The organism is Pantoea sp. X-Soil-ISGK-355 (assembly GCF_059730805.1).
On the sequence record NZ_AP035971.1, the window covers coordinates 562,452 to 576,003 of the forward strand.

The window sequence follows — 13,552 nt, forward strand, 5'->3', positions numbered from 1 at the left end:
CGGGGTTCATCGGCGACGGCCACCCAGCAGGCTGCCCAGCACCCCACGGATGATCTGATTGGTGATCTGGCGGGTAGCGCTTTTCGCCATGGTCTGCACCACGCCGTCGTGTTTGCCGCCGCGCGGGCCGGTGTGACCAAACAGGATCTCTTTCAGACCACCGAGAATCCCATTGTCGACAGCCACAGCGTCGCCTTTGGCCGGGGGGGCACTCGCCTCATCGCTGGCGGCCTGGAAGCCTTTTTGCAGCTTTTCAAACGCCGATTCGCGATCGATTTCGGTGTCATATTTGCCATAGAGCGGCGAATGGTTGATCAGGCCGTTACGCTCATCGCCGGTGACCGGACCCATGCGCGAGCCTGGCGCAATGACCATGGCGCGCTCCACCACCGACGGACTGCCTTTGGCATCCAGAAAGGAGATCAGCGCTTCGCCAGTGCCCAGCGCCTGAATCGCTTCCACGCTGTCAAACGCCGGGTTGGCGCGCAGCGTATCGGCGGCCGTTTTCACCGCTTTCTGATCTTTGGGCGTGAAAGCGCGCAGGGCGTGCTGAACGCGGTTGCCGAGCTGGCCCAGCACCCGATCGGGAATATCCGCCGGGTTCTGGGTGACGAACCAGACGCCGACCCCTTTGGAGCGGATCAGCCGCATGACCTGTTCTATTTTCTCCAGCAGCACCGGCGGTGCATCGGTAAACAGCAGGTGCGCCTCATCAAAGAAGAACACCAGCTTTGGCTGATCGAGATCGCCCGCTTCCGGCAGATGTTCATAAAGCTCCGACAGCAGCCACAGCAGGCTGGTGGCGTAGAGTTTCGGCATCTGGTAGAGCTTCTCAGCAGAGAGGATGTTGATGACGCCTTTGCCGTTGCTGTCGACGCGCATCCAGTCAGCGATATCCAGCATCGGCTCACCAAAGAAGTGTTCCGCCCCCTGTTGCTCCAGCGTCAGCAATCCGCGCTGAATCGCGCCGACCGAGGCGCTGTTGATATTGCCGTAGTGGGTCTGGAAGTTTTTGGCGTTGTCACCAATGTACTGGGTCATGGCGCGCAGATCTTTGAAGTCCAGCAGCAGCAGGCCCTGGTCATCGGCGATGCGGAAAATAATCTGCAGCACGCCGCTCTGGACTTCATTCAGATTCAGCAGCCGCGCCAGCAGTAATGGACCGAGATCGGAAACGGTGGCGCGTACCGGATGGCCTTTCTCGCCAAAAATATCCCACAGCACCACCGGATTGCTCTGCGGCTGCCAGTCGGTGACGCCGATTTTCGCCAGCCTCTCCTGCAGCTTTTCGCTGGACTGGCCCGCCATCGCCACGCCGGTTAAATCGCCTTTGACGTCAGCCATAAAGACCGGTACGCCGCTGGCGGAGAACGATTCGGCCAGCTTCTGCAACGTAACGGTTTTCCCGGTGCCGGTCGCACCGGTAATGAGGCCGTGGCGGTTGGCCATTTGCGGCAACAGATGAAGTTCGACGTCTGGCGTACGGGCAATCAGTAGCGGGGAAGTCATGGTTTTCCACTCTCAGTCAAAGGATTATGCCTGAAGGATAGCAAGCGGAGCATAGACAGGAGGAGAACAATTCGTCAAAAACGCGGCCGCTGCCCGCAGAGCAGCGGCCTGAAACGCGGGATTACTTCTGCACCTCTTCGAAATTGAGCAGGCTGACGCCGATGCCCTGCTGCAGGTGACTGAGGTTGCTGCGCACCGCCACCTGGGTCGCGCCCTGTAAGAGTACGATAAACGGCGAATCCTGCTGGATGCGGGTTTGCAGCCCGGTATAGAGGCTACGGCGTTTAGCCGCATCGCTCTCTCCGGCGGCGGCGCGGGTCTGTGTACTCAGCGCCGGAATGGTCCAGCCGACACGCCATGCCAGGGTTTTGCCGCCACCTGGCACGTTAGAAGCAAAGGTGCTGGCATTGGTGTTAGGGTCGATGTAGTCCGCGCCCCAGTAAGTGAAGATGGCCTGGAAGTCGCGGCTGCGCATTTTGCTCCACAGCTCCGATTCCGCCACCGGCTGGATATCAAGCTGCACATCCGCTTTGGCAAAGCTCGCCTGCAGCGCCTGCGCCACGTCTATATAAGGCGGCTGGTTCACCACCGTCAGCGCGATGTGGGTGCCCGGTTTGATGCCGCCTTTCTGCAGGATTTCCTGCGCCTTTTTCAGATCGTAATGGAACGGCGTGGTGTTCAGTGCACCATCGAAGCCATCCGGCAGGAAGCTCTGATGGATGCGATACTGACCTTTCAGCAGCTGGTTCGCCAGGCTGTCATAGTCAACCAGCCAGCGTGCCGCCTGCCACAGGGCCGGATTGCCCAGCGCCGGTTGCTGCGCGCTCTGAGTATTAAAGCCAACGTAATAAACCAGGCTGGACGGGAAGGCGTCAACCCGCACATTAGCCTGTGTTTTCAGCGCGGCAATCTGGTCCGGACCAAGCTGATAGGCGACATCCACGTCACCCTGCTGGAGCAGCAGTCGGCGGCTGCCGGCATCGGCTACGCCCTTGAGCAATACCCGCTTCAGATGCGGCTTCTGCGTGCTGTAAGAGTTAGCTTCCAGCACCAGCGCCTGCAGCGGGACAAACTGTTTGATGGCATAGGCGGCGCTGCCAGCCGAGTGCGTTTTCAGCCAGGCATTGCCGTAATCGTTATTGCTGACGTGTTCCCGGGCCAGTTTACTGTCAACGATGGAGGCGACCGGCGCGGTCAGCAGGCGCAGCGCCAGATCGCTGCCGATCTCAGCGGGCCAGCGCAGTTCAAGCTGGTGGTCGTTGATCACCGTGAACTGTTGATCGATATTTTCCGGCGTCCAGCCAAACTCACCCAGGATAAAAGAGGGGGCTTTGTTGAGTTTTACCGCGCGGGTTAATGAGAAGACCACATCCTGCGCGGTCAGCGGATGACCGCTGGCGAAACGGGCCTGCGGGTTGAGGTCAAATACCAGGCTGTGCGGCATTTTTCCGGCCTGCCAGCGAGTGGCGGCGAGTGGCGAGAGCTGCTGTGGGTTCTGATGATTCGGTTCCAGTAGCGTCTGGTAGATATTGCGCAGGCTGCTGTTACTGACGGTTTCAAAACTTTCCGCCGGATCGAAACTGATGATGCCATCGAGTGGCACGGCGACTACCAGCGTGTCCGCTGGCGTCGCGGCGTATGCCGGGTGAACCAGTGTCAGTGCAGTCAATAAAGAGAGTGAGAGTAGCGTTTTGCGCATTGAGGGTTATCCTGAGTCGTTGATCGCTCTACTCTATCGGGCGCCGGATAATCTCAAAATGCCGGTTTGTTATGAGCTTTGCACAATTACATGCTTAGTTATTCAGGCAAGAGGACAAATTAAGGTCATGTCCGTCAGTAATTATTTCAGCGTCATTTAACAACAGGCGGAATAAAGCAGGATTTACTCAGGCGATCACACTTTGCGCACTGTCTGATTGTATGACCATCAAAGTCACTATAGTGTTAACGATGAGAATGATTCTCTTGTATGGAAGTATGATATTTTTTTATCGGTTATTCTGCGTGATGATGACAGGGCGAAAATAATATCCGTCGCTCCTGCGTTAAAACGGCTAAATACCCGATGTTTATGCGGTTTTAGACGCAATTTCCTCGCTGTAAATCTTTTACCTATCCGCAACCCTTCCGCAACACCATGATAAACTTTCACTACGACACATTTTAAATTCAATTTTTACATTCAGACATATCTATATCCCTAATATTGCCAGGTTATTAACCGATATGTTCCGTTAGTCACCGAACCATAATTCTACCTGCCTTCTCTGTTCTGCCGTTGTCTGTGCTGTGTGCGTTCATCTCTGCGGGGAGTTTCCTGCCTGCACCCGGCCTTTCAGCGTCATAACACAGTAAGCGGGTATTTAGCAGATGAGAGTCGTGCGGATATGCTTTTAGAAAAACCCACCACCAGGCGTAAATTTTTGCTCGGTTCACTGCTGGCGTTGCCATTAAGTGAACTGGTCCTGAAAGGCATGACTGCGGCACAGGCTGCAGAGATGGCCGCACCGGAGTTAGCCGATTACAAACCGATCTTTTTTAGTGCCGATGAGTGGCAGTTTATTCTGGCCGCCACCGACCGCCTGATTCCGGCGGGCGGCAAAGGCAAAGCACCGGGCGCGCTGGAAACTAACGTGCCGATCTTTATCGATCAGCAGCTGCACAGCGAAGCGTTTGGCAGCGAAATCTATATGCAGGGGCCGTTCAACACGAAAGCACCCGCTACGATGGGTTATCAGATCCCGTTCCGTCCCCAGCAGATGTATCAGACCGGTATCCGGCTGATCAATCAGTGGTCGCAGAACACGCACCAGAAAGCGTTTCATGCGCTGACGCTGGAAGAGAAAGATGCGGTGCTGACCCAGGTCAACAAAAACGAGATCGACTTTGCCGCGCTGGGCGAAGCCGATCTTAAGCCTTCCCATTTCTTCAGCCAGCTGCTTTCCGATACCAAGCATGGCTACCTGGCCGACCCGATGTACGGCGGTAATAAAGGCATGAAAGCCTGGATCGCTATCGGCTTCCCCGGCGCGCGTGCCAGCTTCACCGAATGGGTGAAACAGCACAACGTTCCTTATCCGCTCGGCCCGGTCAGCATTAAAGGTGAACGCGCATAAGCGCTTCCACATCAGGTAAACAGGATTATCATGGCACAGGTTACTAAAAAAGAAGTCGACGTCGTGGTCTGCGGCCTCGGCTGGGCAGGCTCGCTGATGAGCATCGAGCTGGCACTGGCAGGTCTGGACGTGCGCGCCCTGGAGCGCGGCGGCGATCGCGATTACGACGAGTTCGCCTACCCGAAACCGGCGGATGAATACGCCTATGCGGTGCGCAACAAAGTGTTTGCGACACCCGCCGAAGTGGCGGTCACCGTGCGCTACAACAGCAGCCAGACGGCATTACCAACCCGTAAATGGGGCGCGTTTGCACCGGGCACCGGTGTGGGCGGTTCCGGTCTGCACTGGACGGCGGTACTGATCCGTCCGACGCCGACCGATATCAAACTTAAAACCTACGTTGACGAGGCTTACAAGCCCGGCATTCTGCAGGATGATATGCGGGTGATGGACTTCCCGTTCAGTTGGGAAGAGATCGAGCCCTATTACTATAAATTCGAACTGATTTGCGGCCAGTCGGGCAACACCGGCAACCTGCGCGGCAAAATTCTGGAAGGCGGCGATCCGTTTGAAGGCCCGCGCTCTGAACCTTACCCACTGCCCGCGCTGGATGACACGCTGAACAACGTGATGTTCAAAGAGGTGGCGACGAAACTCGGTTACCACCCGTTCCCGAATCCGTCAGCCTGTGTGTCGCGTGCGTGGAAAAACCCGTACGGCAACCAGATCGCCCCGTGTAACTACTGTGGCTACTGCAGCAAGTATCCGTGCCTGAACTACTCCAAAGCGTCGCCGCAGACGGCGGTGATGGATTCGCTGAAGCGTATGCCGAACTTCTCCTATGAAGTGAATGCGGAAGTGATCAAGGTCGTGCTGAACGATGATAAGAAAACCGCCAAAGGCGTGATCTACATCGATGCGCAGGGCAACGAGTGCTTCCAGCCCGCAAAAATCGTGGTGCTGAGCAGCTTCCAGCTCTACAACGTGCGTCTGATGCTGCTTTCCGGCATCGGCAAACCTTACAACCCGATTACCGAAGAGGGCGTGGTAGGCCGTAACTACGCGTTCCTGTCGAACGGCGGCGCAACGCTGTTCTTCAAAGATAAAAACTTCAATCCGTATGCGACGGCGGGCGCGACCGGCCAGATGTTTAACGATATCTCGCCAGGCAACTTCGACGGCCCTTCACTTGGCTTCCTGGGCGGTGCGAAGATCCACAGCTCACAGGCGACCGGCACGCCAATCAGCACCGCGCTGCCAAAAGGCACCCCGACCTGGGGCATGGGCTACAAGGAAGGTCTGGAAGAGTGGTACGGTCATTCGATGAAGATCAGCATCACCACCACCTGCCAGTCTTACCGCGACATCTATCTGGATCTCGATCCGAACTACAACGATCACCGTGGCCTGCCACTGCTGCGCATGACGTTTAACTGGAAAGAGAATGAGCTGAAGCTGCAGCAGCATCTGAAAGGCATCGTCGGCAACATCGCCAAAGAGCTGAACCCGGACAGTATGAGCATGAGCTTCCTGCCGATGGGCGCGGATTTCGATATCACCAAATATGTCTCTACGCACAACGTGGGCGGCGCGGTGATGGGCGATAACCCGAAAACCTCGGCGCTGAACAAGTATCTGCAGAGCTGGGATGTGCATAACGTCTTTGTGCCCGGCGGCAACGCCTTCCCGCAGAACTTCCAGGCGAACCCGACCGATACCATCGGTGCGATTACCCTGATGGCGGCGCAGGCGATCAAAGATCACTACCTGAAAAATCCCGGCCCACTGGTACAGGCATAAGCGCATGAATAAGCTGAAACTGAAGTCTTTTATTTTTGCCAACGCGGTGCTGCTGGCCAGCGGATTTGCGCTGCCGGTTCACGCCGAAGATGAAGCGCAACTGATTAAGCAGGGCGAGTATCTCTCCCGCCTGGGCGACTGTATGGCGTGCCACTCGCTGCCCGGCAAACCGGCCTATTCGGGTGGACTGGCGATTGAGTCGAACCTCGGCACCATCTTCTCCACCAACATTACGCCGGATAAGCAGCATGGCATCGGTAACTACAGCGAGCAGCAGTTCTCTGACGCGGTGCGCAAGGGCGTATTACCGGATGGCTCGCATCTCTATCCGGCCATGCCGTATCCTGACTACGCCAAAATCAGCGATGCCGATATGCACGCGCTCTACGTTTACTTTATGAAAGGCGTGCAGCCGAGTGCGGAACAGCCACCGGAAACCGATCTGAGCTTCCCGTTCAGCCAGCGCTGGGGCATGCGGTTCTGGAACTGGGCGTTCACGTCCGATAAGCCGTTCCAGCCGATTGGTGGTGCGTCAGCCGAGGTTAACCGCGGTGCCTATATCGTGGAGAGTCTGGGTCACTGCGGCAGCTGCCATACGCCGCGCGGTCTGGGCATGAACGAGAAAGCGCTGGATAGCGGTGATGATAAATTCCTGGCAGGCGGCAGCCTGAACAACTGGGATGTGCCGTCACTGCGTGGCCTGCCGCACTGGAGCGAGCAGGAAGTGGTGGATTACCTGCAGACCGGCCGTAACGATAAAGCGGCAGTAGGCGGCGAGATGACCTCGGTGGTCGAGCACAGCAGCTCACACATGACCGATGCCGATCTCAAAGCCATTGCGGCCTACCTGAAGTTCCTGGGCGGCAATCCGCCATTGCAGGCGTTCAGCGTGCAGGCGCAGCAGGCAACGGAAGCGAAACTCACCGCCGCGAAGAACCTCAGCGAAGGCGAGCGTCTCTATCTGGATAACTGCGGGGCCTGTCACTTCGTGACCGGCAAAGGCGCACCCGGGATCTTCCCGGAGCTGGATGGCGCAACCATCGTGAATGCTAAGGATCCAACCGGCTTGATCCACACCATTCTGGCCGGTGCGCAGCAGCCTTCGACCGCCAAAGCGCCGTCTAAACTGGCGATGCCAGGCTTTGCCCAGCGGCTGAATGATGATGAAGTCGCGCAGCTGGCGACCTTTGTTCGTCAGGGCTGGAGCAACACCGCGCCTGCGGTGAGCAAAGATCAGGTTGCTGAAGTGCGTAAAACGCTGAAGTAATCGCGCTTTCCCCTCTGCCTGTCCGGGGAGGGGAAAACCCGCATTAATGGAAGGTGCGTACCACTTCCAGCACGCCGTTAATGATGAACTGCACGCCCATACAGACCAGTAAAAATCCCATCAGGCGCGATATCGCCTCAATACCGCTTTTACCCACCAGCTTCATGATGGCACCCGAACTGCGCAGCGAGATCCACAGAATCAGGCTCACCAGCAGGAAGGTCAGCACCGGTGCCACGCTGATTACCCAGGCGGGAAAATCGACGCCACTTCTCACCGTTGAGGCAGAAGAGATGATCATCGCAATGGTTCCCGGCCCGGCCGTACTTGGCATCGCCAGCGGCACAAAGGCGATATTCACCGGCTCTTTAGCCCCATCCAGCTCATCCAGTTTCTGCTTAGCTTCAACTGAATGCCCGGCAGGTTTAGCCGGGAACAGCATCCGGAAGCCGATAAAGGCGACAATCAGACCGCCCGCCATGCGCAGACCCGGTATAGAGATACCGAAGGTATTCAGCACCGCACTGCCCGCGTACCATGCCACCATCATGATGGCGAAGACATAGATGGAAGCCTGGCGCGCCTGGCGGTTGCGCTCCTCGAAATTCATGTCACCCGCCAGCCCTAAAAACAGCGCCACGGTGGTGAGCGGATTGGCGAGCGGCAGGATCACCACCAGCCCCAGGCTGACCGCTTTAATCAGTTCCAGCATAGCCGATCTCCCTGATTAGTGTTTCGGGCGCTCCAGCGCCTCTAACAGCTCCGGGAAGAAGTCCTGCAGGATTTCCGGCGTCATCAGTTCGGGGTACTGCATCAGATGCTCGCGGATACGTTCGTTGACGTCCGGTAGCAGACGCTGGGCCGCGGCGCTGGCGGTGATGTTGTGCTTCTTCATGGCGCGCAGCAGATCGCCTGGCAGCGCGTCTTCGTCATCGCCGTCATCGACCATCTCCAGCGCATCCAGCTCGTCGAACATCTCCATCAGCGCTTCGGTCTGCGGCGTGCGCGACTCATATTCACGCGGATGTTCATCTTCCAGGAAGCGCAGCATGGCGCGCATCGGCGTGCCGTCTGGCGTGGATGGCGGTTCAGCGGCGAACCAGCTCAGCAGCTGATGCATGGTGACCTGATGGACGCGGAATCCGCTGTCGACCAGCTCATCGGCCAGCAGCTCGGCGGTTTCGTTTTCAATCAGGCAGATGTGGGTGCGATTAGGTTCGTACTGCTCCAGCCACTGGTAGATCTCTTCAATCACGCCATCGTCATACTCGAATTTTTTGCTGAGATAGCTGCCGTCCTGTTCATGAACGCAGGCCTGAATCTGATCGGGGTCGAAGTAAAGTGCGATGTTGATGCCTTTCATGCGTGCTGTCCTGTAGAAACCAAAACAACACTATAGCGCTCAACCCCAGGTTAAGGGAATGTCAGGCATCACAGCAAAGCGGGGTTTAACGCTCCCCTCAGAGCAGAGAGGGGAGAGAAGAGGAGCGGGATCAGGAGATAAAGTTTTTGCCCTGCTTCAGGACCACGTCACAGGCTTTGGTTTTCAGCTTCTCACCCATTGGTGAGTTGCTCAGGCTTTGCAGATTGAGCTGCTGGCCGTTCCCGGTGTTCAGCAGTCCTGCCACGCCCTGGGTGTAGTCGGTTTTCTGTTCCTGCGCGGTAGTGGTATTCAGACCGAGCTTGCTCAGCACCTGATCTTTCACCGACTGCACATTGTTTTTCACCACGTTGTGTTCGACGCAATACTGCATCACACCGGCCGCATTGGTCATGCTATTGGCGCTGACCGCTTTGTCGCCGCCGCCCAGCATGCTGGTAATAGAAGAGAGCGACATGCCGCCATTCTGCTGCGTGGTGCTGGTGGTGGCGCCGTTATTCTGCTGGCTGAGCTGCGATGCTGCACTGCTCAGCTGATCCTGCCAGCTTGCCGCTGATGCACTGCCTGCCACCAGAAGTGCCGCCATGCCCAACATCCATGCACTGCGTTGTGCCTGTTTCATCTTAACCTCAGTATCTGCTTATTCAGTTTTGCTAAGAGAGTCTGACGACCAGAAAGTTCCTGAACTTTCTTCATAAATAACGCTTTGGGAATCTTCTGTAATAGAGGCAATAAAATATCCGGATGAGCACGGGTGTTATTATTTCGTGAGATGACTTTCCCTGGTGCGTTAATTAGCGCTTCTGCTGAAACATTCTTTAATATTCTCACGGTGTTTATCAGGAATTGTCCTGGTTTAAATTAAAGTTACCGCTTTGCTTATAGCGTATTTTCTAAGCTCTTGCGTCTGGTCTGGTAATATTTACCTGAGGAATTGTTTTTACATAGTATCATGTATTTTAAGTTATTTTTATTTTTAGCGTAGCGGTGATTTAAGCCGGCTTGCTGTTTTTTGATGCAGATTTCTGTGCCGTAATTAAATTAAGTTGGTGGGGATTTTTATTATCCCGGCTTGCGAAATCAGCGAGAGTGTTCATGCTTAATCACTGTGTCAGGCAGTTGTGGTCGATATTTAATTTAACGGGAGTGATATTATGGCTGGACAGCCAGAGCACAATAATAATGCAGAGGTCACGCTTAAACTCGCTGAAGAGCAAATAGCCCTGACGAAGCAAAAGATTGTGGATGGACATGTCCGCGTTACCCGTTCCACAACTGAACATGACGAGGTCATCAGTACACTGCTTACCCAGGAGAAGGTTGAGGTTGAGCATGTAGCGAAAGCGCAGCCCGTTGAAACGATGCCCGAAATCAGGGAAGAGAACGGTGTACTGATTGTCCCGGTAGTAGAGGAAGAAATCCAAATCGTCAGAAAGCTGGTGCTTAAAGAGGAAATCCACATCCGAAAAGTGCAGGAGAATGTTCCTTTTCAGGAGGTGGTGACCCGACGTGAGCAGCAGGTGAACGTTGAGAGAGATGACGATCAAATCAGCTAACAGAGAGGAACCTATCATGGCACAGGAAAAAATCGTAACACTGTTCGATTCTGCAATTCAGGCAGAGGCCGCGAAAAGAAATCTCGTGAAAGCAGGCTTTTCTGATCGGGACATCAGTCTTATCAGTGGAGAACGTTTGCAGCAGGAAGGGCAGTCTGTCCGCCATCCGAGCCTGTGGCAGCGTCTGTTTGGGCACGACGTCGATAAAGATGAGGCGGATGTCTACACCCGGGCAATGGACAAGGGCGGCGTCGTGCTGACCATCCGTACTGAGGAGGAGAAGCTGGCCCGCGCCATGACGATTCTCCATTCTCATGACTCGGTAGATGTGCCGTCACGTATGCAAAGCTCAGTCGGGAACGGCACCACCGCACCGGGCATTAACCCGACCGCAGGCAAGCAGTTTGCCGGTGAGACCAACGACCGCCCGGCTGAGCCGCTACGCACCTCGCTGACCGGTGATGAGAGCGAAGCTGACATTCTGCGTCTGGCCGAAGAGCAGGTGGAAGTGGGTAAACGTCTGGTGAGCGAAGGCTCCACCCGCGTACGACGCTATACCGTGACCGATACCGTCTCTGAAGATATCTCGCTGCATGAGCAGCATGCTGACATCTTCCGCCGCTCGGTGAATGAACCCGCGCTGGCCGGTGAAGTGGACTGGTCCGAGAAAACCGTCGAAGTCGCTGAGACGCATGAGCAGCCGGTAATCAACAAAACGACCCACGTGAAAGAAGAAGTGGTGGTGCGTACCGACGGCAGCGATCGTACCGAGACCATTAACGACACGGTGCGTCGTCAGGAAGTGGAGATCGACCATGCACGCGGTGGTCTGGAGAGCGAGCTTCCGGGTACGACAGCAGGGGTAAAACCTGCTGCAGCGGGTGCAGCGACACAGTCACCCGGCGCGCACAACCATGACCACAAAGAGAGCCTGACTGAGAAAGTGAAGGATAAAGCTGGCGAAGTGAAGGATAAGGTCGAAAACAAGCTGCATCATGACCATACGCATTGAGGCGCCTTGCCTGACAACAACAGGCGCTGATGGGCAGATTTGATGCCCGATGCTGAGCATGTGATATGCAAGGAAGAGCCAACCGTGAGGTTGGCTCTTTTGCGTTGTGGGGGGAACAGGATGGTGTTTAGGGAGGAGTCGACAAGCAACAGATTGGCAATGTAATGCTGCTCAAAAATAGAGATAACTATTATTGAGGCAATGCCAGAAATGGCGACAAAGCTCTGGCGCGACCTGGAAATTAATGGCCAGCGTTATCTGGTGCAGTGCAGTATTACAACTACGAAGGCCAACAGGTGCTTTATCTTTTAACCTCTTCCCAGCTCAGCCCAAACCGTGCCAGATACTTACGCAGGCGATCAGCATCGTTGGGCTGTTTTTTCCCCTGGCGGGAGACGGCAAACAGGCGTCGCCCCGCTTCGGAAAGCGAATCTGCCGTGCGGCAGACGCTTAACACCGTCTGTAGCTGGCACTCATCAAACAGATCGTACTGCGCTAAAGGGGGATCTGGCTGGGCAGCCAGCACAACCGGAGAGCACCAGTTGGTGCGCAGCCGGGCAATCTCTTCTTCTACCAGTTCCAGAGAAATCCTTCCCTGTTCCGCCAGGGTCGCCATACGTGTGACGGAAGCGCTTAGTTCGCGGAAATTGCCTCGCCAGCTGGCTTCTGCCGAGCAGGCGAAACGCAGAAAGTGACTTCTCGCTTCTTTATCAAATCGCACCTGCGTTTGCTGTTCACGTGTGTAACGCGCCAGCTCAAAATCCAGATTGGGTTCAATATCTTCGCGGCGTTCGGCCAGTCCCGGCAGTTGAAACGTCCACATGTTGATGCGGGCAAACAGATCTTCGCGAAAGCGGCCTTCGGCAATCCACTGTTGCATGTCCCGGTGCGTGCCGGCGACCAGCTGGAAATCGCTGCTGACTTCTTTATCAGAGCCGTAAGGGAAAAAGCGTTTCTCTTCAATGGCGCGCAGCAACATCGCTTGCTCATCCAGCCCCAGTTCGGCGATCTCGTCCAGAAACAGCATGCCGCCATCGGCTTCTCTCAGCAGGCCGCCGCGTGCCTGCTGCGCACCCGTAAAAGCGCCTTTGACATGGCCGAACAGCGTGGACATCGCATTGTCCCCGCGCAGGGTCGCGCAGTTAACCGCCACGAATTTCCCCGTCAGCCGGTGGCGGGCAAGTCGTAACTGATAGATCCGCTCCGCAAGGAAAGATTTGCCCGCGCCAGTTGGGCCGGTCAGCAGCATCGGGGCGGTGGAGCGCAGTGCAACACGTTCAATCTGTTCAATGAGACTGTTAAAGGTTGAGTTTCGCGTCTCGATGCCAGATTTTAAAAACGAGGCAGATTGCTGCTGTTCGCGCTGAAAACGGCTGGTCAGTGTGGCGTATCGGTTAAGATCGAGATCGATTATGGAGTAGTGGCCGAGTGCAGTAGGCGTCTCAGATCCCTTACTGGCTGGTGAGGTCTGCAAAAGACGTGCGGGCAGATAGCGGGCTTCAGTCAGTAAAAACCAGCAGATTTGTGCCACGTGTGTACCGGTAGTGATATGCACCAGGTACTCTTCGGCGTCGGTATTAAAAGGATAGCGGCTGACAAAATCGAGGAAGCTGCCGTAAACCTCTTCAAAATCCCAGGGATCGGCCAGCTTAACGCTGTGCAGCACAACTTCAGTGGCGGGGGATGCCTGAATGATATCTTCAGCCACTCGCTGTGCCATGTTGATATCGCGTGGCTGATAGAGCAGTTCCAGCCGATCGATCCTGAGATCTTCCTGCTGGCAAAGCGCGACGGTTGGCCGCCATTTACTCCAGCGATTTTCCCGCTTGCCACGCCTGTCCAGCACAGTACCCAGCACACCTATCACCACGTTAGCTTTCATTTTTATCCCATAAGATAAATAATTTATCC

At 55.8% G+C, this 13,552-nt stretch carries 11 protein-coding genes; 5 read left to right on the forward strand and 6 right to left on the reverse strand.

Annotated elements, in window-relative coordinates; all coding sequences use genetic code 11:
- Positions 1-6: 6 nt before the first annotated feature.
- Together AC6I8J_RS02475 and AC6I8J_RS02480 are read right to left on the reverse strand one after the other, a co-directional pair.
- Entirely contained in the window at positions 7-1,509 is a 1,503-nt protein-coding gene (locus tag AC6I8J_RS02475) for a helicase HerA-like C-terminal domain-containing protein (protein WP_161731910.1), read from the reverse strand.
- Between the two features lie 121 nt (positions 1,510-1,630).
- On the reverse strand, positions 1,631-3,208 hold the full coding sequence (locus tag AC6I8J_RS02480; RefSeq protein WP_497825049.1) for an ABC transporter substrate-binding protein: 1,578 nt from the start codon (positions 3,206-3,208) through the stop codon (positions 1,631-1,633).
- Between the two features lie 688 nt (positions 3,209-3,896).
- Between AC6I8J_RS02480 and AC6I8J_RS02485 the strand changes: the two genes are divergently transcribed.
- The 3 genes from AC6I8J_RS02485 to AC6I8J_RS02495 are packed head-to-tail and all read left to right on the forward strand — an operon-like array spanning position 3,897 to position 7,692.
- Complete coding sequence (locus AC6I8J_RS02485; protein WP_095706284.1) at positions 3,897-4,625, forward strand: gluconate 2-dehydrogenase subunit 3 family protein; 729 nt, start codon at positions 3,897-3,899, stop codon at positions 4,623-4,625.
- 30 nt (positions 4,626-4,655) lie between these two features.
- Entirely contained in the window at positions 4,656-6,425 is a 1,770-nt protein-coding gene (locus AC6I8J_RS02490; RefSeq protein WP_033731366.1) for a GMC family oxidoreductase, read from the forward strand.
- Between the two features lie 4 nt (positions 6,426-6,429).
- Positions 6,430-7,692, forward strand: a complete 1,263-nt coding sequence (locus tag AC6I8J_RS02495) for a c-type cytochrome (RefSeq protein WP_285086561.1) — start codon at positions 6,430-6,432, stop codon at positions 7,690-7,692.
- Positions 7,693-7,735: 43 nt separating this feature from the next.
- Here the strand turns inward: AC6I8J_RS02495 and AC6I8J_RS02500 are convergent, their stop codons facing one another.
- The 3 genes from AC6I8J_RS02500 to AC6I8J_RS02510 form a co-directional block, all read right to left on the reverse strand.
- Positions 7,736-8,404 carry a MarC family NAAT transporter gene (locus tag AC6I8J_RS02500; protein WP_161731916.1) on the reverse strand — a complete coding sequence of 223 codons (669 nt, stop codon included), beginning with the start codon at positions 8,402-8,404 and terminating at the stop codon, positions 7,736-7,738.
- Positions 8,405-8,419: 15 nt separating this feature from the next.
- Positions 8,420-9,055: a hypothetical protein gene (locus AC6I8J_RS02505; protein ID WP_285086559.1), complete on the reverse strand. Its 636-nt coding sequence runs from the start codon at positions 9,053-9,055 to the stop codon at positions 8,420-8,422.
- Positions 9,056-9,185: 130 nt separating this feature from the next.
- The gene (locus AC6I8J_RS02510; protein ID WP_480343457.1) at positions 9,186-9,695 is read right to left on the reverse strand and encodes a YjjA family protein; all 510 of its coding nucleotides are present in this window, start codon (positions 9,693-9,695) and stop codon (positions 9,186-9,188) included.
- A gap of 532 nt (positions 9,696-10,227) precedes the next feature.
- On the opposite strand from AC6I8J_RS02510, the gene AC6I8J_RS02515 reads away from it, so the two are divergent.
- Positions 10,228-10,629, forward strand: a complete 402-nt coding sequence (locus AC6I8J_RS02515) for a DUF2382 domain-containing protein (protein WP_161731920.1) — start codon at positions 10,228-10,230, stop codon at positions 10,627-10,629.
- A 16-nt stretch (positions 10,630-10,645) separates the two neighbouring features.
- Complete coding sequence (locus AC6I8J_RS02520) at positions 10,646-11,641, forward strand: YsnF/AvaK domain-containing protein (RefSeq protein ID WP_161731922.1); 996 nt, start codon at positions 10,646-10,648, stop codon at positions 11,639-11,641.
- A 301-nt stretch (positions 11,642-11,942) separates the two neighbouring features.
- Here AC6I8J_RS02520 and rtcR read toward each other — a convergent pair whose 3' ends face one another.
- Positions 11,943-13,523, reverse strand: coding sequence for an RNA repair transcriptional activator RtcR (gene rtcR, locus AC6I8J_RS02525; protein WP_497825050.1), 1,581 nt, complete (start codon positions 13,521-13,523; stop codon positions 11,943-11,945).
- Between the last annotated feature and the right edge of the window lie 29 nt (positions 13,524-13,552).